This window comes from Mucilaginibacter sp. OAE612 (assembly GCF_041806395.1).
Classification (GTDB): Bacteria; Bacteroidota; Bacteroidia; order Sphingobacteriales; family Sphingobacteriaceae; genus Mucilaginibacter; species Mucilaginibacter rubeus.
In genome coordinates this window covers 3017745-3041472 of sequence record NZ_JBGMUW010000001.1, presented here as the reverse complement: position 1 = coordinate 3041472, position 23728 = coordinate 3017745, and the positions used below count along the sequence as shown (strand labels likewise).

The window sequence follows — 23728 nt, the reverse complement described above, 5'->3', positions numbered from 1 at the left end:
AATAGTATTATACTTATTGTACAATTCACACCTATATTTATCTGCCATTTATGCGCCAGTTATCTGGTTAAACGCGGGTTTCGGACGTTTCCTAAAATTCAGGGCAGATGAAAAAATACCTTTCAATCTCATTTTACAAATTTTTGTTTGCGCTATCGCTGATAGGAAACAATGCTTCTGCTCAAACCGATACAACTTCGAGGCCTATCCGCCTCAATCAAATTGGCTTTTACCCCGGTGCCATTAAAAAGGCCATTGTTTTAAGTGACAGAGGGGGGGATTTTTTTATCCAAACCATTCAAAAGCAAACAGTATTTACCGGTAAGCTTAAGCCATCGCTTAAACCAAACTTCGCCGGTCATATTGTTCAATTTGCCGACTTTACCACGTTCGGCAAACCCGGCAGGTATGTGCTTTATGTCCCTTCTGCAGGTTATTCTTATCCCTTTCAAATTAAAGTCTCGGTTCATAAAGCTGTGGCAGCCGCTGCTCTCAAAGCCTATTATTTTATGCGCTCGGGCACACCATTACCCGAAAAGTATGCCGGCAAATGGCAGCGGGCCGAAGGTCATCCCGATACTGTTGTACTAATCCATCCATCTGCCGAAAGTGAAGGGCGGAAGGCTGGCTCAATAATCTCATCACCGCGCGGTTGGTATGATGCCGGCGATTATAACAAGTATATTGTGAACAGTGGTATTACAACAAGTACGTTGCTTTCTTTATATGAGGATTTTCCCGCTTACATGAAAACAGTTAACCTTAATATCCCCGAAAGCAGCAACAAAATTCCGGATGTTTTGGATGAGGTGCTTTGGAACCTGCGTTGGATGCTGACTATGCAGGATCCCGCCGATGGCGGCGTATACCATAAGCTTACCAATGCTGCTTTTGATAAGTTTGAAATGCCCGATAAAGACACATCGCCACGTTATGTGGTACAAAAAGGTACTGCGGCCACGCTTGATTTTGCCGCTGTTATGGCGCAAGCTTCCCGCGTTTTTAAACAGTATCCTAACGAGCTACCGGGCTTAGCCGATTCATGTATCAATGCTGCTCAAAAAGCCTGGAGTTGGGCTGGTAAAAATCCGATGGTCGCCTACCGGCAGGATGAAATGAACCAAAAGTTTGAACCGAAGATCACTACAGGCGGTTATGGCGATAATAACTTTACCGACGAGTTTATCTGGGCGGCATCCGAGCTGACAGTCAGCACCGGTGAGGTTGACTATCTTAAAAATATTAATCTTTTGCCTGATAGCCGGATGCCGGTAGCTACATGGTCGCAGGTTAGGCTGTTGGGGTATTATACGCTGATCAAAAATTATATAACAGGGAAAACCGTCCCCGCGTTACCGGAAATAAGGAAGCGGCTTATCAACACGGCCGATGATATGATTAATGGGGTTGATTCAAACGCTTATCAGACAGTGATGACTAAATCCGCCAGGCGTTTTGGCTGGGGCAGCACATCCGAGGCCGCAAACGAGGGAGTTCTGCTTATCCAGGCTTACAAGTTATCGGGCGATAAAAAATACCTGGATTATGCTTTAGCAAATCTTGACTACCTGCTTGGCCGTAACGGCACGGGTTATTCCTTTGTAACAGGGTATGGTACTAAAACGCCAATGCATCCGCACCACAGGCCTTCTGCAACTGACGGTATAGTTGACCCAATACCAGGCCTGCTTGTTGGCGGCCCCAATCCTGGTATGCAGGATGGTGTCAAAGTGCCGTCAAAAGTGCCCGATGAGGCTTATATTGATGATGAGCACGCTTACGCCGCCAATGAAATAGCCATAAACTGGAATGCGCCGCTGGCTTATCTGGCTAATGCGTTAGAGGCTTTGCAACAAAAGTTAGCAAGCCAACCTTAGAGATAATGAAACATTAGCCCATATCTGTAAAAAGAAAGCGCTTCCAGAATTAAATAGAAGCGCTTTTTGTTTTTTAAGAACTTACGAGGTCTCTAAAACTTCGTAAGTTTGAATTTATCGTTACTTCACCACCTCAACCCATTGTCCTTTCAATAAGCTGCTGATTTGGTTATTATACATCGCCTCGCAATAAATAGCCGGTAAATAATATTTACCGGTGTATGCTGCATTAAGCATTACATAATAGGTTGATTCCTGCCCTTCGTATAAACTGAAATATGTGTTCACCCTGTCATCACGGATGTCGCGGTAATCAGATGGTGATGATTTAAACGCTTCGTCGCCAAGCAGCCGGGTATTCAGGATCTCCCAGCCCGACGGAAAAATCTGGGTGAGGGCCAGGTTATCGTACCTGCCGCGTTTACCGGGGTTTTTGATGTTTACCTGTGCTACAAAATCGGTCCCTTGTTTTAATGATGATGGGTCAATAGGCTTACCTTTAAGCGAGAAATAACCGACACGCATCTGTAATACATCCAGGTTAAGGATTGATTTGGTATCCTGCCCTGATGATGGCTGTCCTTTTTGTATCAGCCTAATGTACAGTTTGTTATTGCTGTTATTCTTAAGGTATACTTTACTGCCATTGCCGGCCAGCGCCCCTTGCCATAAATATGAACTTGTACTAATGGTGGCTTTGGCGCTTCCTGCTGCATAGTTAAATTCAAGTTTGCCTGCAGGTTTGTTTTGCCCGTAAAACTGGGCCAATGCTATCAGCGAGTATGCTGTAGTTTGGGTGCTGTACCAATCATCCTGTGACAAACGCGCAGCAACGGTGTGCACCAATCCGGCCGCTTTTTGTTTTTGGCCTAACAGGGTAAGGGTTTCCAGTATCATTGCCTCATCCCTTAAATCAGATCCATAAGTGCCATAAAGACTATTGTATGGTTTAACGGTAGTTGATAATCTCGCAATCATTCTTAAACCAACTTCGGGCTGTCCTGCAAGCTTATAAGCCGCTGCAAGTCGCCAGGCCGCTGCATCACTCAGCAACGCAAACTCACGCAGTCGGTTCATTGCGCCCATTTCGGGCGAGCGGGCCAGTGCCAGCAGATATAAGCGGTAGGCTTGGGTAAGGTCATCCTCGTAATAATATGGTTGCTTGCGTGGCGCCCAGCTAAGGGCCTTTTCTTTCTGGTATTTCTTCCAGCGGTCAATAAAGCTTATCGGCATGCTGAAGCCTTTTGCCTGTGCCGCTAACATGAAATGCCCCGCATAATTGGTTCCCCACTCATCGGCTTCGCCGCCATAAGGCCAGTAGCTTAAACCACCACCCTGTACCTGGAAGCCATTGAGCCTGTTAATGGTAGATTTAATATTCCGGTCGGTTTCGGCCCTTTGTTTTGGTGAAAGGTCAAGCAACTGGTTCAGGTATAACTGGGGGAACGCCGATGATGTGGTTTGTTCCACACAGCCATGCGGATATTCAATCAGGTACTCCAAACGTTTTGAAAGGTTCAATGGCGGGATGTAAGCTACTTCAAGCGTGGCTTTATTAGTACCGTTGATGCCAACCGGCTGATAATCGGTATTCCATACTTCGCCCGGCGCAAGCTCTTTCTGAATAATGCGGGTAACCGGCGGATTAGGGTTGCGAACGTTAAGATCAACATCATAAGCAGCTGTTTCCGAAGCGCTTTTGGCAATTATTTTTACTTTACCTACGCCAACAAAATCCTTAACATTTAAATCAAAAGTTACCATTTGGTCACCGGGCTTGTCAAAAGTGAGAGTCTTTTGATTATTACCGCCCAAATTGCTGAAGGCATTACTTTGCACCTGTATGTTAACGGTTTTGATATTGTTCTCCATAGCAAATACTGTAACCGGCAATTGAATGCTTTCGGATGGGCCAAGTACGCGCGGTAGGGTAGCCAGGATCATCAAAGGCTTTTTAACTGCTACAGCTTTTTCGGCAATGCCATAAGCACCGTTATGCCCGGCTACTATCATTGCCTTGACAGAACCCACGTATTGCGGCAATATAAAGCGTTGTGTTTGCTTTTCACCAGCATCGAGGTGGAAAGGCCCAAGGAATTTCACAACAGGCTTAAAACGGTTTACAGATACATTTTTGTTGGTACCGAGGTTTCCGTCGCCGCCGATGCTTAAAATGCGCTCCAGTCCTCCGCCAAACGCGCCTATCACATAGTCGAACAGGTCCCAGGTTTTTACGCCTAAGGCTTCATGAGCATAAAAGGTATCATGTGGATTCGGCGTTTTGTAATTGGTGATATCAAGCAGGCCTTCATCAACAATAGCAATGGTATAGGTCATTTCCTTGCCCGATGCTTCGGATACGGTAATGGCCGACTGTGTTTCCGGCCTGATCTTATCAGGCATGCTGATGATCGGTTTCAGGACCGTTTCTGGATCTTCGACCTGCAGCGGAATGGCGCCGTACATACGGATAGGAAGGTCATTAACCGTTTGCGAATGTTTTTGAAGCAGGGTAACGTTAACAAAAACGTTCGGTGCCATTGTTCCATCAACAGTAAATGTATATCGGGTTTGTCCCTTTTTCGTATCTATCCAGGTTGTTTTTAAAACCTTGCTGCCGTTTTCAAAACTAATCAGTGCTCGACCCGCTTCTCCTGTTGGAATGGTCAAAGTTGCCTCTTCTCCAACTTTATAAGCAGGTTTATCTGAAGTGAAAGATAACATCGCGGCCTCGGTAGGATTGGTGGATTGTAACCTTTCCGACCAGTTTGGCCAATCCACATAAATGATTTTACCGGTTGAATGTCCGGTTTGTTCGTCTTTAACTTTAATGAGGTAGCGGCCCCAGTCGGCTTTGTTGATATGCAGCTTCCATTTCCCTGCGCCATTGGTCAGATTTACACTTTCGGTTTTAATGAGCTTGTTGTATTTATCCTGCGTAAAGTTGCTCATTTCATTGCCGGTTTGGTCCCACCACCAGCGCCATTGTACCTTATATAGTTCAACCTGCACATCGCGGCTACCCGGCAGGGCGTTTCCATTCACGTCCACATCGGCAATGTCAACTAAATGATCTTTATCGGTAACAAGCATACCTGATAAGTCACTGCCTTCAGGTGTCTTGATCCCTACGTAGCCTGGGTAAACGTTGTAAGGCATGCTCACCTGGTTGATGCTGAAATTACCGCCCGGCTCAAATACCTTAACCAGGAAATTCGCACGAAGCTGCCCAGGGGCCTGTTTCTCCACATTTACATTGGCATCGACATCGGCCGTGCCTGTTTCGCTTAGCTTGCCATCAAAAACGGTTTGAACCTGCGTATTAAAGGCCAGTGTAGGATCATCAAAAACATAATCCTTATATTTTTTGAAGTTGGTATTCTGTGCCGATAAATAAGCATCAACTTTGGCTTTTAAGTTTTGGGCCGCACCACCAAAAAGCCATTGTGCACTTAGTTTTCCATTGGCGTTGTTTCCTTTGGTCAATTCAGCAGCCCCGCCGAAAGACAAGCTAAGCTTAAGCCGGTTAGGCATTATGGTTTCAACTTTTATTTTTTTCTCAAAAGTAGCGCCTCCAACTTTAACCTTAGCTGTCCAGTTACCGGTAGGGGACGAGGTTTCCGTCGCTGTATGGAAACTGTAAAATCCATCTAAGCTTTTGGTTTGGGTAATGCGCCTGTAAAGCTTATCACTTGGGTCATATAATTCAAACTCAACAGGGTGATCGGCAGGAAGAGTTTTTAATTTATCCTCCAGAATAAAGGATGTATAAATAGAATCACCAGGGCGCCAAACGCCGCGTTCGCCATAAATAAATCCTTTGAGGCCATTCTGCACTTCTTCACCGCCAACGTTAAATCTTGACAGAGGTAAAGAGCTTCCGTCATCCAGCTTTAGGTAACCGCGCTGTACGCCTTTTTTGGCTACCAACAGGTACGGTTTACGCTTCAGGTCGAATTTGGCAAGCCCATCGCCGTCGCTGGTTGTTTTGTAAATCACCTGTTTTTGGTAGTCAAGTAATTCCAAATCCACGTTATTCATCGGCTGGGCACTAAGTATATCAGTAACAGCTATCAGCATACTGTTATCATTGCCACGTTTGGCAATAAGACCAATGTTTGAGGATATGATGTTTCGGGTAGCCCAGCGTTGCTTACTATAATACGAATCTGTGCACGCATCGTCGCGTTCCTGCCAGTTATACCCTTCGGGATAGTAATTGTCGTAGCGTTTCCAGAAGTCGTCGTCCTCGTCGCTTACTTTTGATGAATTGTCGCTGTATTCACCGCCATAGTATTCGCCTTCGTCACTATCACCGTTATCTTTTTGAACTTTACCGCTATAAACCTTGCAGTTGAACAACGAGTACGATCGCCTGAAACCGATTACCACGCGATAGATAGCGCCGGGTTCAGTTCGGATCATCTGGTCAAGATCAAGCATAAAGCGGTTTTTCTTGTGCGGGTTAAGACCTTTATCATTATCCAGGCGGATAGTTTTTTGCACTATTGGCTTACCAACCTGCCTTAATTCGGCACTGCCGTCAAAACCATTGCTTTGAAAGTATTGAGGTACGTTGTTTTCGTAGATCTTGATGATGGTGACATCAACCGCGTTCAGGTTAATTGCTTCAAACGGCATCATAATGCGGCCCGAATCGGGGAGGATCACACCCTTGCCGGGGATAGTAACTGCAGGCAAACGATTTTCAAAGAATAAATTAGCGGTATAACCCTTCGTGATCCTTTTAAGGAGCGTGTTTTTAATGCCTTCGTTCACCGATATGGTGTAATCCCCCTGCAAACGATCAGGTGCGTAAACTTTGACCAGGCTGCCATCTATGCTATAAGCAGGATCAGTTATATTATTGATTGTGATAAGCCCGTTAAGCTCCTGGCCAACCAAAATATTATCCGAAAATTGTACTTCAACATACTGATCATTGTCCTGCACAGCGCGGATATTCAGTACCTTAAAATCGCCAATGGCGGGCACTTCAAAATTCTGGTTACCTTTTTTATCTACGCCAATGCTGCTGCCATCCCATTTAATAGTAAGTGGATTGGCTTTGCCTGCGATACGGGTTAAGCCGGCTATGGTAAAATGATGGTTTTTGTGGGCAGCGTCATGCTCCCAGTTTATTTTTACCGGAGATGCGTAGTTGGGTGTGAGGATCTTATCAACAGCCGATGGATCTTCTGCATCGGCTGTTTGAACATCGCCAGTCAGTTTCATTTCGGTGTTTGAAGTGCTGCTTGCAGTTTGCATGCCAACAAATGAAACCGTAAAATCGGGCTTAATAACCTGGAAATTAAATTTAAAGTGCTCAAAATGATCCGACACTTCAATAAGCTTGCCCAATTTAAAATCGGCAGTATAGTTTTTACCGGGGTCGAGCTTTTCATCGGGCCTGAACTCGATGGTTCGTGCATCCGTCCAAATAGCCTTTCCTTTTATAGCCGGTGAAAAGTTGAAAAGATCTTCGGTTATTTCCTCATTTTGTTGGTGCGTTACCTGCACGTCATTGGCCAGCCTGATACGAATGGGGCTCTGTTTGGAAATAACACCAGTTGTATACGACTCGATATACTTGCTGAAAGCAGGATCAACTATTGTTTTTTTATGGCCATGAGCTACCAGGTATACGATGAGTAATGCAAGAGCAATGGTAGTGACAACAGTGATTAAGGTTCGGCGTTTGCGGAATTGATTGTATCCGTTTTCCATGAATAGGTTTATTTATTATCAGGTAAATTATGAAATTTATGACAATAAATAATTTAAAGCGAAAATTATTTTATCATAACCCCGGGCTTATTTAAAACCGGGATCTTGATAAAATTCATCTCCACAATACTTTCAGGAAGGAATATAAATTTCTTGTCGAAAATGTCTTTGCCTATATAATAGCTGAGCCAATATTCGTTATTAAGGCCGAAGGTTTGCTCATCAATAGGCTCAATAAGCTTATATGCTTTGCTGTCAACAACAGGGATCATATGCCTCAGGGTAGAGGTTTTTACCTGTTCGCCGTCCTTTTCCCCATAGCCTTTTGAGGTTATGAGCACGTTTTCGATCGGCTCGTTTTTAAGGTTAATGAGATATACATACCATACCTTACTTTCCACGCTCTCGCTCTCTAATGCTACCGCGATAGCAATATCCTTTACATTATTTTCGGGCAGGTCTTTTTTCATTCTTTTGGTTGATTGGGTTAATTAGGCTGATTAGGTGAGTGGTTTAGTAAAGATGCGATTAGAACCATTCCCTAATCAACCCAATTAACTATTCACTACTTCTTCTTAGTTGCCGCCTTTTTCCTGGCCGGTGCTTTAGTTGCAGTAGGTTTAGCTGAGGCAGCAGTTTTACCAAAGCGGCCTTTTTTTGCATCCTTCGGTGTTGCATCGGCGAGTGCCTTGCATTCCTCGTAGGTCAGGGTCAAAGGATCTTTATCTTTAGGGATCTTAACGTTCAGTTTGCCGAATTCAATATAGGGCCCCCACCGGCCGTTCAATACTTTTACATCCGGATCTTCATCAAAAGCTTTGATTAACTTTTCAGCATCTTTTTTTCGCTTAAGGTTAATGAGCTCAATGGCTTGTTCCTCGGTAACATCATGCGGGTCGATCTCTTTAGGTAGAGATACAAAAGCGCTGTTGTGGCTGATGTAAGGCCCGAAACGGCCGATGGCCACTTTCATTACCTTGCCTTCATACTCGCCCACAACTTTGGGAAGCTTGAATAGCTCAAGTGCTTCTTCAAGGCTGATGGTCTCGATACTCTGTCCGCTCCGAAGACTTGCATAGAGGGGTTTCTCTTCGTTTTCGTCTGTAGCGCTCTCTCCAACCTGTACAAATGGCCCGAAACGGCCTATCCGAACAGAGACTTTTTTTCCGCTTTCCGGGTGGATGCCTAATTCGCGTTCGCCGGTTGCTTTGTCGGCCTTTTCGATGGTGCTTTCAACTTCTTTATGGAATGGATTATAAAAATCATGGAGCATTGCAGTCCACTCTTTCATTCCTTGCGCTATCTCGTCAAATTGTTTTTCAACGCTGGCGGTAAAGTTAAAATCAACAATATCCTTGAAGTATTGTACCAGGAAGTCGTTAACAACTGCACCAATATCAGTAGGGAACAGTTTGCCACGTTCGGCTCCGGTGTTCTCTGTTTTTTCCTCTTTGGTGATGCTGCCCGCCTTCAATGTTAACACCCGGAAATTACGCTGTTTACCTTCGCGTTCTTCCTTAACCACATAACCACGGTTTTGAATGGTTGAGATAGTTGGAGCGTAGGTTGACGGACGCCCGATACCAAGCTCTTCCAACTTTTTCACTAAGCTCGCCTCAGTGTAGCGTGCCGCCGGACGTGAAAAACGCTCTGTAGCCGACATTTCCTGTAATGCTAAACGCTGACCCTTGGCTAAAGGAGGCAGTATGGCATTTTCACCATCCTGTTGTGGTTCGTCTTCCTCATCTTTCGATTCGAGGTAAACTTTCAGGAAGCCATCAAATTTCATTACCTCGCCGTTTGCCACTAAATCTTCATTACGGGTTGAGATGCTGATTTTTGCTGTGGTTTTCTCAAACTGGGCTTCGCTCATTTGCGAGGCGATGGCGCGTTTCCAGATTAGCTCATATAAGCGCTTTTCTGCCGATTCACCATCGATAGAATGATTATTGAAATATGTTGGCCTGATCGCTTCGTGCGCTTCCTGTGCACTGGCATTTTTGGTTTTATATCTTCTTTGCTGATGGTATTTTTCGCCATAGGCCGATACGATTTCGCTTGCAGCCGAATTTAAAGCCAGTTCAGACAGGTTTACCGAATCGGTACGCATGTAGGTAATGTAACCAGATTCGTATAGCCTTTGTGCAACCTGCATAGTCCGCGCTACTGAGTAACCAAGTTTACGGCTTGCTTCCTGTTGAAGGGTAGAGGTAGTGAACGGCGCAGCTGGCGAACGCTTTGTTGGGCGGGTATCTAACGATTTTACATCGAAATCGGCCGCAATACAATCCTGTAAAAACTTTTCAGCATCTTCCTGTTTTGCAAAGCGCTCTGGCAATTCGGCTTTAAATGCTTCTTTGCCTTTACCAAATATGGCTACAATTTTAAATGACGCTTCTGATTTAAATTTATTGATTTCACGTTCACGATCAACAATAAGCCTTACCGCAACTGATTGTACGCGACCCGCTGAAAGCGACGGTTTTACCTTTTTCCATAAAACCGGGGAAAGCTCAAAACCTACAAGCCTGTCCAAAACACGGCGTGCTTGCTGGGCATTAACCAGGTTATAGTCAATTTTACGTGGTGTATCTATTGCTTTTAAAATGGCCGGCTTGGTAATCTCATGGAATACGATGCGTTTGGTATGCGCATCTTTTAGGTCCAGCGTTTCAAACAAGTGCCAGGATATTGCCTCACCCTCGCGGTCCTCGTCCGATGCGAGCCAAACCATTTCGGCTTCCTTAGCTAACTTCTTTAATTCGCTAACTACCTGCTTTTTATCTGCGGGTACCTCGTATTTTTGTTTAAAGTTATTAGCTATATCAATTGCATCTTCCGACTTAACCAGATCACGGATATGCCCATAGCTGGACTTTACAGTAAAGTCCTTTCCAAGGTAACCCTCAATGGTCTTAGCTTTCGCAGGTGATTCAACTATCAGTAAGTTTTTGGCCATTTAATCAGTTTTAGTTTTTGCAAATAAAACATAAAGTAAGCGAAACACCAATTAGTTTTTAGTAAAAGGTGTAAAAGTTGGAGGCGAATTATGTTTTAAGTTGAGATTTTTACGCGAAAATGCCTGTGAAAATTATATTCTTGCAAAATAACTAAACTGATTTTAACAAAATGATAACGAGCCGCTAAGGCGGTTCATGTTGTTAAGTTCAAAAGATTGCAGTAAAAGGGCTCTTTACATCAGGAAACCGCCGCCAACAAGGTCATCTCCTTCATAAAATACAGCTGATTGGCCCGGCGCTATGCCCGATACATTATGATGAAAATCAACTTTCATATGTTCGCCCATCTGAAGAATGGTACTTTGAGCACCGGCGTCCTTGTAGCGTATTTTGGTAATAGCTTCGAGCGGCTCATTTATATTTTCATATTTAATGAGGTTGAGGTTTTTTACCCAGGCTTGTTTGCGTTCAAGCTCGTCGGCGGTGCCTAAAACAACTGTGTTGGTAGCCGGATCGATTTTTGTAACAAACATAGGATGACCTAATGCCACGCCCAAGCCTTTACGCTGGCCAATGGTATAAAAAGGATAACCCTGGTGTTTGCCTACTACGGTGCCGTTGGTAAGTACAAAATTACCCGGACCTATGCGCTCGTCAAGGTCTTCTACTTTATGGCGCAGAAATGAGCGGTAGTCATTATCGGGTACAAAACAGATCTCGTAGCTTTCACTTTTGCCGGCAAGCTCTATTTGCCCCATATCAAGTGCCATTTGCCTGATCTCGGGCTTTGAAAAACTACCCAACGGGAATTTAGTACGTGCAAGATTTTTTTGAGACACCCCCCACAATACATACGATTGATCTTTATTGGTATCCTTACCTTTTGATATCACGTAACGGCCGTTATCCTGCAAACGGATATTGGCATAGTGACCGGTAGCAATAAATTCACAATCGAGTTTATCAGCACGTTTTAGCAATGCTTCCCATTTAATATGGGTATTGCACAAAACGCATGGGTTAGGGGTGCGGCCGGCTAAATATTCATCAACAAAGTTATCGATCACAAAATCGCCAAACTCATTACGGATATCTAATATATAATGAGGGAAACCGTAACCAACAGCAAGGGCACGCGCGTCATTGATGCTATCTAAACTACAACAGCCGGTTTCTTTTGAGCTGCCGCCCGATGAGGCATAGTCCCAGGTTTTCATGGTTAAACCAATAACTTCATAGCCCTGTTCATGCAGCATCACTGCCGCCACCGAACTATCAACCCCGCCGCTCATTGCCACTAATATCCTGCCATGCTTACTCATAATGCTGCAAAGATACCTATTTGATTTTTATGTTAACACAAGCTTGGTCAGTATAGGGTAAAATGTGTTGAGATAACTATTACTTTGTATTAATTAATAGTTAATTAATGCTGTATTCCAGTATTTTATATAGATTATATTAAGCAAAAGGGATGATCATATTCAAAACAAATTCGGGATAAATACTGCTCATAAATCCTGATTGCGTCGTCTTTAGTTTTATTGTTTCTTTAATATAAGTTAAAATACCCCAATAGCTATTTCCTTAACATACTATTAATATTGTATAATAATTGATAAAATTTAATCTACTTAGTGTAAAAAGGGTGATTAAAAAAAGGAATTAAACGCGCGCTCCGGGAGTTCATTTCGTTGTAAAAAGTGTGTTTGTAACAGGTGTAGGTGATACACTAATTTCAACATTAAAAGACATTTGTTGCTAAAATTTTAAATAATAAATGTAGAGTTGACTATTATAAAAACAAGCAACATTATTTATTAAAAATAACGTAAAAGTGATGCTGCCTATTGTAACGGACCTATTACATTATAAATTTGCTATATCCTAATTAATAAAACAATGTTAACTCAATTGACTTTAGAACAAAAATTACAGGGCGTAATTTTAGTGATTATTTGCTTTATTGCAGCAGCCAACTACTTAATAAAGTAACGCTTAACAATACGAATAAACACGTTGAGGTGCTTACTACACAGAGTAAGCACCTTTTTTATGCATATGGTTTTACAGGATGTCTTACGGATTACGTGTTTGTCCGTTGCCTTTAACTATCCACTTGTAACTGGTAAGTTCTTCCAGGCCCATAGGACCGCGGGCATGAAGTTTTTGAGTGCTGATGCCAATCTCGGCGCCAAGACCAAATTGGGCGCCATCAGTGAACGCTGTTGATACGTTTGCATAAACAGCTGCAGCATCCACATCATTTAAAAATTTAGCAATGTTTTCTGCATTTTCAGAGATAATGGCTTCACTATGTTTTGAACTGTTTACAGCGATATATTCTAACGCTTCAATAAATGAACTTACCGTTTTAATAGCCATCTTCATCGAAAGAAATTCGGTACCAAAGTGTTCTGGGCTGGCTTTATGCAAAAGGTTGGAAGGATAATTACTTCTTAGTGCTTCAAAGGCCCGTTCATCGGCAAAGATCTCTACTTCTTTTTCCTTTAGGATGTGTGCCAGTTGCGGCAAGTCATTTAAGCGTGCCGAATGGACTATCAAACAATCCAAGGCGTTGCAAACACTTACCCGGCGGGTTTTTGCGTTGGCAATAATTTCAGCACCTTTCTCTACGTTGCCCGATTCATCAAAATAAGTATGCACAATACCGGCACCTGTTTCAATAACCGGTACCTTGCTATTATCCCGCACAAAATCAATCAGCGACTGGCTTCCCCTTGGGATGAGCACATCGATATAACCAATAGCTGTCAATAAGGCGGTAGTGGCTTCACGGTCGGCAGGGAGCAGGGTAACTACATTAACATCAACGCCATGCTTTATCAATACCTTATGGATAACGGAGATAATGGCCCGGTTGGAGAAATCGGCATCACTACCACCTTTTAATACACTGATGTTACCTGTTTTAAAGCAAAGAGCAAAAACATCAAAAGTAACATTGGGGCGGGCTTCATATATAACACCAACAACGCCAAGCGGTACGCGTATCTTTGATATCGATAAGCCATTAGGCATTTCGGTAGCCGAAAGTTGTTTTCCAAGCGGACTATCCAATTTTGCGACGCTTATCATATCGCTTGCAATACCTTTTATCCTATCGGCGGTAAGTTTCAGGCGATCATATTTAGGATCAGCCGGATCCATTCGGTCAAGATCTTTCTGGTTTTCGGCCAGGATATATTCGGTTTGAGCTATCGCCTCGCCAGCAACATCCTCCAAAATTCCGTTGATTACGGAAGGGGCGAGGGGGGCTTTGCGGCTTGCTTCACGTGCTTTATCAAAATAGCTGTTATAATTCATGGTGTTTAGCCTTGTAAGTAAAGATAATCATAATGTACCAGTGCCTTTTGGTTTTTTTGGCCTACACGTTCGCGGGCCTTATCGGCACCATATTCGGCAATGCCTAAACCAATAAGCTTATCGGTATCATCTATCAGTTTAATAATATCGCCTTTTTTAAAGTCGGTTATTACTCCCACTATGCCAACCGGCAATAAGCTGGTTGCCTTGTTTGAGATGAGCGCGGCTTTTGCGCCGGCGTTAATGAGTACACTGCCCGTTGCTGATTTTTCGGAATGGGCAATCCACTTCTTTTTGCCTGATGCTGTTTTATTGGGAATGAAGCGGGTATGTGTAACCTGGTTTTCCAAAACATCGGTTAAAATCTGGTCCCGTTTACCATTGGCGATGTGCACCGAAATACCAAGCTGGGCGGTTTTTTGCGCCATGGTTGACTTCGTGATCATGCCACCTCTGCCAAATTGCGAACGTCCCGATGATACAAAGCTTGAAAAATCGAGTTCATTACCGCTAACCTCGTCTATTACTGCCGAACCTGCTGCTTTGGGATCGCCATTGTAAATACCATCAACGTTGGTGAGGATAATGAGCGCATTAGCGTTTAGCATAGATGCTATAAGGCCTGCCAATTCATCATTATCGGTAAACATAAGCTCGGTTACCGATACCACGTCGTTTTCGTTTACCACAGGGATCACCTCATATTGCAGCAACGCCTCAAGGCAGTTTTTCATATTGAGGTAATGCATCCTGTCCCTGAAATCCTCGCGGGTAACCAAAACCTGCGAACATAATATCTGAAACTGCTCAAACAAATGTGAATAGGTATTGATCAATTTTACCTGCCCAATGGAGGCCAATACCTGCCGGGCCGCAACAGCATCTGATTTTTCGGCAACCGTAATTAGGCTGCGACCGGATGCTACAGCGCCTGATGAAACTAGTATCACTTCAATGCCTTGCTTTTTTATCGCAGCTATCTGGTCAACCAAATGGGTTATTCGCGGAAGGTCGGGGAGCCCGTTTTCCTGGGTGATAACATTTGAGCCGATTTTGATAACGATGCGTTGATAATTGAAAGCCATTAGTGCAGTACAGATTGAGGCTTCAATATTACAAATTTGGGAGAAATTAGGCGTTGTTTATTTTGAAATATCCAGTAAAGTGATGGATTTTATAGTGAAATGATGCGAAAGCCATCAAAAATTTAAAAAACCAAGCAGAAAAGCTTGACAGTTAGTATTAAATTCATATTTTTGTCGACTAATTCTATAGACAATGTATCACTTTAGTGCAATTGCCGCTCTGTCCAAGTTAAAAATGCAGCTCCTAACTGCAATGTGTTGTTGTTGAGCCATAACCTCCATCAACGATAATACACAACCCAAAATCACAATTTTAATTACCACCACCACAAATTACTTCATGAAAATTTTTACAAACTTAGTTAGAATACTTGTGCTCTTCCTGGTACTATTGCCGGGTATAAGTTATGCACAGCTTAACGGCTCATATATATTGAGCGGAAAAGTGAACGACGATCAGGGTAAGCCGCTGATAGGGGCAACCGTATCTATTAAAGGCACAACCAATAAAACATCAACAGATACTACCGGTAAGTTTTCATTAACTACCAGTGCCAAATTGCCCTATACACTTGTTTTTACCGCGATCGGTTATCAGCCGCAGGAGTTTTACATTAAAAATGCCAATAGTGCCGTAAATATTACGCTTACTACGCAATCATTGTTGGTTAATGAGGTGGTAGTAACGGCATCCCGTAAGGAGGAAAAATTGCTTCGCTCGCCCGTAGCTATCGAAAAATTGAGTATCACGGCGTTAAAACAATCGCCCGGCCCAAGTTTTTATGATGCTTTGGAGAACGTGAAAGGCGTACAGATGACAACCACCAGTATCACCCTCAAAGTGCCTAATACCCGTGGCTTCAACAGTCCCAACAACTTCAGGTTTATGCAACTGGTTGATGGTGTTGATATGCAGTCGGCTACATTAGGTGTACCGCTTGGCAATGCCATTGGGCCGACTGAACTGGATATTGCCAGTGTGGAGATCACCCCGGGCGCTGCTGCTGCCCTTTATGGTACCAACGCTATCAATGGTTTATCAAATCTGTTTACTAAAGATCCATTCAAATACCAGGGCTTAAGCTTTTACCATCGCCAGGGTTTAAACCATGTTGGTAAAGACCGCTTAGGGGCAAGTTCACTTACCGAGGATGCTTTGCGCTATGCCAAAGCTTTTAACGATAAGTTTGCGGTGAAAGTAAACTTTAGCTATATGCAAGGTCAGGACTGGCAATCAGATACCCGTAATGATCAAAACCCAACCAACCTTAAATCAGCTAATCCTGCTTATCCTGAATTAACCGGTACCAGTAACGCTGCTTATGATGGCTGGAACAAATATGGTGATGATGCCCTTGCAGGTAGTAATACCGTATCAATAAAAGGTATCACCGTTGATGGTAAAGCCCGCCCTAATCTTACCGTTGCCCGTACAGGCTACAATGAAGTTGACCTGGTTGACCCACACGTGAAAAACTTAAAATTGGATGGAACTTTATCTTATAAATTATCGCCAAACACCATCTTGTCGTATACTTATCGCTATGGCAGACTTGATGGCGTGTTTCAGCGCGGTAACAAAATCTCGTTACAAGGCGCAACAGTTCAGAATCATAAAATTGAGTTAAAAGGAAAAGATTTCCTGGTTCGTGGTTATGAATCAATAGAAAATACCGGCAACTCATTTAACGTAAAACCGCTTGCTGATAACCTTGATCTTAAACATGCAAGTAACTCGGCCTGGGCCACTCTATATGGTAATGCTTTAAAAGCCTACAATGGCGGTGTGCTTACTTCCGCAAATCTTGCTGCGGCAGAACAAGCTGCACGTGCTGCCGCCGATAAAGGCCGGGTTGAACCAGGCACTCCTGAGTTTGACGCGTTACGCAAAACCATCATTGGTATCAATAACTGGGATATTAAGTCGAGCCTGATCCCCAACGCCCCGGAAACAGGCGGTGCAGCTCTATGGCAAAAAAGCCATATGTACAACGGCGAGGCCCAGTGGGACCTGAGCAGGAAGGTTAAATTTGTTGACCTGTTGGTTGGTGCTGATGTACGTGTGTACAGTATTACACCTGATGGCAATAACTTCGTTGATTTCAGCCGTCCTATTGCAGACAGGAATACCCCATTGGCTGATGGCTCTTTCGGTAAAGACGTTATCTATAAAAAATACGGTGCATTTACCCAGGTTACCAAAACCTTTTTTGACGAAAAACTGAAAGTATTCGGCTCTATCCGTTGGGACCGCAATCCATACTTCGATCCTAAGTTTACACCGCGTTTAGCTGCTGTTTACACCGTTAATCAAAACCATAACTTCAGGTTTACATTCCAGAATGGTTATCGTTTCCCTTCATTGTTTGAGGCTTTATCATATGTAAATAACGGTAGGGTAAAACGTGTAGGCAGTTTGCCGTTCATTAACGAAGGTTTAGGTTATCTTGGTAACAGCTATACCCAAACATCGGTAGTGGCATTCAATGCTGCAGTAAACGCTGCAGGCGGCTCAGACCAGGCAGCTTTGGCTAACCGCAACCTGTTAAAAGTAGCGGACTTGCCACCTGCCCGCCCGGAGCAAATTACTTCTTTCGAGGTAGGTTATAAAGGTATCGTAGCCGACAATAAAGTGTTCATTGATATTGACGCTTACACCAACCGTTATGATGGTTTCCTCGGCCAGGTACAAGTTTTTGTGCCAAATGGTGTTACCGTAGGTTCAGACGCAGCTGTATTAGCCATGCTTGACATTAACCGTGATCCCACAACAGGCACATCAAGTAACGCAGCCAGCCAGGGGCAAAGCAGGTACCGCGTTTATACCAATGCTAAAAACATCTATCATAATTATGGTTCTTCGGCAGGTATCACTTACAATTTCTACCAGCACTATACAGTATCAGGTAACGTGAGCTTCAATAAGCTGAAAGCCCAAACAGCTTCAGATATTTTTGTTACCGGCTTCAATACCCCTGAGTGGTCGGGCAATGTATCATTCGGTAACCGTGAGGTGGTTAAAAACTTCGGCTTCAACGTGGTTTACAAATGGCAGCAGTCATACCTGTGGGAGAGTCCGCTGGTTACAGGTACCGTGCCTTCAATTAAAACAGTTGATGCACAGGTTACTTACCGCGTACCTTCATACTACGCAACATTTAAGTTAGGCGCTACAGATATCTTTAACAAAAGGTATTATCAATATGCTGGTGGTCCAACTATTGGTGGCTTGTACTATGTATCTGTTACGCTTGACGGTTTATTAGCAGGTAACAACACTAACAAGTAATAGCTTTTAAACGTTTTATATAGTTTGTAAGGGGATGGGATGTAAAAACTTCATCCCCTTTTTTACCGTTGATTTTTCTGTGATTACGCTGATCTTTTTGCGGTAGTATACATTGAAGCCAAAAGGAAAATAGTTACCGACGCTAAAAAAACATCAACGAAATCAGCGCAATCACCAAAATCAGCGGTAAAAAAAGGCCAACTGATTTTTCAACCAATTGACCTACGTATAAAAAAAAGCATCTTGAACTTGATCTGCCTGATTAAAGGATTTTCATGATTGGGATTAGCGCAGTTTGTACATTTTTCAAGCTAATTCCTAAATCCTATTCATCATGGTTTTGCTGTCTCATGCAAACCGCATTCTTTTTTCGATTGATCTTCCCACCACCACCGGCCGGCACGGAAGTCTTCGCCTTCGGCTACGGCACGGGTACATGGCATACAGCCGATGCTCGGGAAGCCTTTATCATGCAGTGAGTTATATGGAATGTTGTATTGTTTGATATAGGCTTTTACTTCATCAAGTGTCCAGTTGAAAATAGGATGGAACTTTACCAATTGGTTTTGTTCGTCCCATTCCAGGTCATGCATGTCATGACGGTTAACCGATTGCTCGGCGCGGATGCCGGTGATCCAAATTTTGTTGCCTTTTAAAGCGCGTTTGAGCGGTTCTATTTTACGGATCCCGCAGCACTCTTTGCGGTTTTCAACCGACTCGTAAAAGCTGTTTGGGCCTTTTTTGCTTACCATCTCTTCCAATAGTTCATTATTCGGATAGTAGGCATGTATAGGTTTTTGATATCTGTTCATGGTAGCCGCCCAAACCGAGTAAGTTTCGCGGAAAAGCCTGCCGGTTTCAAGCGTGAAAACTTTAATTGGCAGGTTATTGGCAAAGATCATATGACTGATCACCTGGTCTTCCCAACCAAAGCTGGTTGAAAATATAACTTCACCGGGGAAAAGCTCTGCCAGTTTAGTGAGAGCTTCCACGGGGCTAAGTCCGGTGGTTACGCCTTGTATTTGTTGTAATGCAGTGCTCATTTTATATAACCTTAGTAATAAACATTATAATAGAACGGATACTGATGAGGATAACGATTACCGATACCGCCACCATGATAGTTTTCGCAGAGATCTTATTAGAAATCTTAGCTGCGATTGGCGAAGCAAGCGCACTGCCTAAGATAAGCCCTCCGACAGCCTGCCAGTGATCGCTGCTTACCATGGCAATAAAGGTTATTGATCCCATCATTGCCACAAAAAAACGTGAAAGTTTAACGGTGCCTAATGAAAAACGTGGGCTCCGGCCACCGGCTATCAGGGTTGATAGCACGATTGAGCCCCAGCCGCCGCCACCAACGGCGTCGATAAAACCACCGCCTAAACCCAGCAGCGAAATGCGTTTTACCTTATCGGCCGATTTTTTCTTTTGCGTATTGAATGCCTTCCTGAATATCACTATACCCAATATCAGGGTATAAACCGATACAACAGGTTTGGTGTACATGCTGTAATGCTCAAGCGAAGATAGGAGATAAGCACCTGTTACCGCTCCTATTATACCTGGAATAACTAATAACTTAAATAGTTTCCAGTTGATGTTGCCCATGCGATAATGCATCCAACCGGCTATACCGCAACTCATGATCTCGGAAAGGTGTACGCCCATGCTGGCCGAGGCCGGAGGGATACCCATAGAAAGAGAGAATGTGGTTGAAGTAACTCCGTATGACATGCCAATGGCGCCGTCGATCATTGCAAATACAAACCCGGCACCTAAAAAATAATAAAAGATAGGATCGATGCCGGTTACGAAGTGCTTAAAGTTCGGCTCCTTGAAATAAAGTGCCGTTATACCAATGGCCAGCGATATGATAATGGTTGACCAAATTAGCCAAATGAAATTTTTCCGGTTAACAGGTTTTGGTTCAACCAATACGGAGGTTACGCTATTTAGTTTTTTTACCTTGTCTGCGAAATCGCCTTCAAGGGTATTTCTTAGTGCGCTCATTTGCTGCAAAGTGATGTCAAGCTCCGCAGGGAGGCTTTCATTTAATACTTCTTTTAATCGTTTTGCCACAGTGGGTGATTTTCCATTGGTAGATATGGCTAATTTCAGGTCACCCTTTTGCACTATCGATCCCAGGTAAAAATCACATAATGCAGGCTTATCGGCTACATTGATCAGTAGCTTTCGGTCGTGAGCTGCGCTGCGGACATAGCTGTTAAGCTCACTATCGTTAGTAGCGGCAATAACAATATCTGCATTGTTCAGGTCGTCATCTGTAAATGATTTTTGTACAATACGGATACCGGGATATTGCGATGCAAGCGTATGTACCTCGGGCAAAAACTCGCGCGAAATAACGGTTACCCTCGCGCTGTTGCTGTTATTAAGCACAGCGGTAAGTTTTTCCAAACCAACATTACCGCCGCCTATAAGCACAGTATGCAAGTCATTCAGTTTTAAAAAAACAGGGAAAAGCTGATTGCCTTCCTGTTTCATATCCTGAATATTGGTTAAACTCCTATCCCCGGGCAACAACGTCATAAACTTCTTGTATCAGTTGGAATTTTGGATGAAGCGACACTACCTCGCCTAAAACAATAATTGCGGGCGATGAGATCTTGCTTTCTTCAACAGCATTAACAATTGTATCTACTGTAGCAACAGCTATTTTTTCATCATCTGTCGATCCGCTTTGGATAACGGCTACAGGTAGTTTGTTCCTGCCTTGCAGCTTAAATATTTCAGCGATCTCGGCCAGCTTATGGATCCCCATCAATACAACCACTGTAGCATTTGAGCGTGAAGCATCAATAAGATCGTTAGAGATCTTGCCGTTTGCAGTAGTGCCTGTAACAACCCAGAAACTTTCGCTTAAACCACGATGCGTAACAGGGATCTGCTGTAATTCGGGCACGGCTATCGAGCTTGAGATGCCAGGAATAACTGAAGCCGGTATCTTATGCGCTGCAGCAATAATGAGTTCCTCGTATCCGCGACCGAATACAAATGGATCGCCGCCTTTTAACCTAACCACATGGCCATAGTTTTTGGCATAATCAACCATAAGGTTGTTAATAGCTTCCTGCGAAAAGGTGTGATCGCCTGAACGTTTGCCAACGTAAACTTTTGTTGATGTTTCGGGAGCGTATTCAAGCAGTTCTTCATTAACCAACGCATCGTATAAAACAACATCAGCTGTTTTTAAAGCTTTGATGGCTTTCACGGTTATCAGGTCGGCGTCGCCGGGACCGGCACCCACCAGTGTGATGCGTGGTTCTTTTATATTTTTATTAGTTTCAGTCATTATTGTACAAGCGCCTCTCTCTTATCCTTGCTTCTGCTTAAAAATTCTGTAGCCTGTGCTAAATATGTTGTGGCAAATTCTTGTGACGGCTCATTTTGGTTGAGTTGTAATACCAGATCATTAAAGCTCCCGTTCAATTCAAACTCGCCTTTTTCAACGTATTGTGCATCAAACTCGCGGATCACACCTATTTGTGTACTGCTATTAACACCTTTGTCAAGCAATAGCGCTTTTGCTGAGCTAACAAAGACATTATAAGCATGATAAATAGCGTCAGCCCAGCGGCCATCAGCATAAGCTTCGTTAGCCCAGCCTAATTTTTCTTCCGATTCAAACAGGAGGGTAGCTACCAGGTCGATGATCACACCGGCGCATTCACCTACGCCTATAGCGGTAACAAATGTTTCCTGGTGGCCCCAGTCAATGTATTCGTCATCGGTAAGAGTAGTTAAATCGGCAAGTGGTTTCAGCAAACGGTAAAAATAATCTTTACCCTGCCTGTCGTAATATTCGTGGTAGGTTTCGCCCTCCGGTGAAAACTCTTTATAGTCGTTCAGTAAATACCTTAAAACATCTGTAGCACGTTTGGTTGGCACTTTGATCACCCTTTCGGCAGCGCGGCCAACGCCGTCGCCAACGGTACCGCCGCCTAACATTACCTGTACCGAAGGTAATACTTTGGCACCTGCTTTAAGCGAGCTGCCGTGGAAACCAATGTGGGCTAAGCCGTGCTGACCACAAGAGTTCATACAACCGCTTATTTTGATTTTGATTTCGCGGTTATAAATAAAATCCTCGTATTCGTTATAAATCAGATCTTCCAGTACGCGCGCCATGGTCATGCTGTTGGAGATACCAAGGTTGCAGGTGTCTGTACCCGGGCAGGTGGTAACATCAGCAATGCTATCAAAGCCCGGCGCAGCCAGTTCAAGCTTAGCGAGGCCTTCATATAAAGCAGGCAATGCTTCTTTTTGAACATATTTTAAAAGCAATCCCTGGTTTTGAGTAATGCGGATCTCGTGACCAACCAATGGCTCCAGTGTTTTAACCAGTGCACGGGCAGTATCTGATGAGATATCACCTACAGGCACTTTAATATACACGCCGTAAAAACCTTTTTGCTTTTGCTCAAAAACGTTGGTAGCCAGCCATTGCTCATAGCGCAGCGGGTTGCTGATGGTTACTTCAGGATAGCTATCAGTTGGTGGTAAAGCCGGGGCATCAACAGTATCCCGGTTGATAGGGTATGATTTTACTTTGTTGGCAGTACGCTCGATTTTGGTTAAACGCAATACTTCATCCAGACCTAATTTTTGGATAAGGTATTTCATACGGGCTTTGTTGCGGTTATTGCGTTCGCCGTAACGGTCAAAAACACGGATCACTGATTCGATATAAGGGATCAGCTGATCTTCTGGTAAGAACTCTTCAACAATACTGGCTAAAATTGGCTGTGCACCTAAACCGCCGCCAAGCATGATCTTAAACCCACGTTCGCCATTGGCGTTTATTTTAGGGATAGCACCGATATCATGAATGTATGAAAACGCTGTATCCTCATCGCTTGACGAGAAAGATATTTTAAATTTGCGGCCCATTTCCTGGCATATCGGGTTACGCAGAAAATAATCAAACGTAGCATATGCGTAAGGGGAAACGTCAAATGGTTCTTTTGGGTCGATACCTGCAGTAGGAGAGGCTGTAACATTACGCACGGTATTGCCACATGCTTCGCGCAGGGTGATGTCATCCTGTGCAAGCTTAGCCCAAAGCTGGGGTGTACGGTCAAGACTTACATAGTGGATCTGGATGTCCTGGCGGGTGGTAAGGTGGAGATTACTGCTCCCAAACTCGTCAGAAATCTCGGCAATCTTCAATAGTTGCTTAAAGCTAACTTTACCAAAAGGTAGTTTAATCCGCACCATTTGCACGCCCGGCTGACGCTGCCCATACACACCACGAGCTAAACGTAAACTTCTGAATTTTTCATCATGAATTTTACCTTCACGAAAAGCATGGATCTTTTTTTCAAGATCTATAATATCCTTCTCAACAATAGGGTTCTCCAGTTCCGTTCTGAAGCTCTGCATATTCTATGTATTAATCTTTTATAAAAAAGCCCCTTTGGCTGTGGCTAAAGAGGCATA

General features: G+C 43.6%; 12 protein-coding genes. 2 read left to right on the top strand and 10 right to left on the bottom strand.

The features are described from left to right. The first annotated feature begins 107 nt into the window (after positions 1 to 107). Positions 108 to 1877 (top strand): glycoside hydrolase family 9 protein, encoded by a 1770-nt coding sequence (locus ABID99_RS12655; RefSeq protein WP_373613907.1) that lies wholly within the window; start codon positions 108 to 110, stop codon positions 1875 to 1877. A gap of 120 nt (positions 1878 to 1997) precedes the next feature. On the opposite strand, the gene ABID99_RS12650 is transcribed toward ABID99_RS12655, so the two are convergent. From ABID99_RS12650 to proB, 6 genes are all read right to left on the bottom strand, one after another. Next, a complete protein-coding gene (locus ABID99_RS12650; RefSeq protein ID WP_373613906.1) occupies positions 1998 to 7604 on the bottom strand; it encodes an alpha-2-macroglobulin in 5607 nt (1868 codons plus the stop codon). Positions 7605 to 7669: 65 nt separating this feature from the next. After that, positions 7670 to 8074 carry a hypothetical protein gene (locus tag ABID99_RS12645; RefSeq protein ID WP_090525388.1) on the bottom strand — a complete coding sequence of 135 codons (405 nt, stop codon included), beginning with the start codon at positions 8072 to 8074 and terminating at the stop codon, positions 7670 to 7672. A 95-nt stretch (positions 8075 to 8169) separates the two neighbouring features. After that, positions 8170 to 10563, bottom strand: coding sequence for a type I DNA topoisomerase (gene topA / locus ABID99_RS12640; RefSeq protein ID WP_373613905.1), 2394 nt, complete (start codon positions 10561 to 10563; stop codon positions 8170 to 8172). Between the two features lie 234 nt (positions 10564 to 10797). Then, positions 10798 to 11886 carry a tRNA 2-thiouridine(34) synthase MnmA gene (mnmA, locus tag ABID99_RS12635; RefSeq protein ID WP_090525391.1) on the bottom strand — a complete coding sequence of 363 codons (1089 nt, stop codon included), beginning with the start codon at positions 11884 to 11886 and terminating at the stop codon, positions 10798 to 10800. 757 nt (positions 11887 to 12643) lie between these two features. Beyond that, complete coding sequence (locus ABID99_RS12630) at positions 12644 to 13891, bottom strand: glutamate-5-semialdehyde dehydrogenase (RefSeq protein WP_373613904.1); 1248 nt, start codon at positions 13889 to 13891, stop codon at positions 12644 to 12646. A 5-nt stretch (positions 13892 to 13896) separates the two neighbouring features. Beyond that, complete coding sequence (gene proB / locus ABID99_RS12625; protein WP_090525396.1) at positions 13897 to 14976, bottom strand: glutamate 5-kinase; 1080 nt, start codon at positions 14974 to 14976, stop codon at positions 13897 to 13899. Between the two features lie 340 nt (positions 14977 to 15316). Between proB and ABID99_RS12620 the strand changes: the two genes are divergently transcribed. Further along, positions 15317 to 18265, top strand: coding sequence for a TonB-dependent receptor (locus ABID99_RS12620; RefSeq protein WP_373613903.1), 2949 nt, complete (start codon positions 15317 to 15319; stop codon positions 18263 to 18265). Between the two features lie 332 nt (positions 18266 to 18597). Here ABID99_RS12620 and ABID99_RS12615 read toward each other — a convergent pair whose 3' ends face one another. From ABID99_RS12615 to ABID99_RS12600, 4 genes are read right to left on the bottom strand one after another with little or no spacing between them, the layout of a single operon-like run. Further along, positions 18598 to 19308, bottom strand: a complete 711-nt coding sequence (locus ABID99_RS12615) for a phosphoadenylyl-sulfate reductase (RefSeq protein ID WP_373613902.1) — start codon at positions 19306 to 19308, stop codon at positions 18598 to 18600. Between the two features lies 1 nt (position 19309). Continuing rightward, the gene (locus ABID99_RS12610) at positions 19310 to 20773 is read right to left on the bottom strand and encodes a TSUP family transporter (RefSeq protein WP_373613901.1); all 1464 of its coding nucleotides are present in this window, start codon (positions 20771 to 20773) and stop codon (positions 19310 to 19312) included. A 22-nt stretch (positions 20774 to 20795) separates the two neighbouring features. After that, positions 20796 to 21581 carry a uroporphyrinogen-III C-methyltransferase gene (cobA, locus tag ABID99_RS12605; RefSeq protein ID WP_090525404.1) on the bottom strand — a complete coding sequence of 262 codons (786 nt, stop codon included), beginning with the start codon at positions 21579 to 21581 and terminating at the stop codon, positions 20796 to 20798. Then, the gene (locus ABID99_RS12600; protein ID WP_090525406.1) at positions 21581 to 23671 is read right to left on the bottom strand and encodes a HEPN domain-containing protein; all 2091 of its coding nucleotides are present in this window, start codon (positions 23669 to 23671) and stop codon (positions 21581 to 21583) included. The genes cobA and ABID99_RS12600 overlap by 1 nt, the downstream gene beginning before the upstream one ends. Between the last annotated feature and the right edge of the window lie 57 nt (positions 23672 to 23728).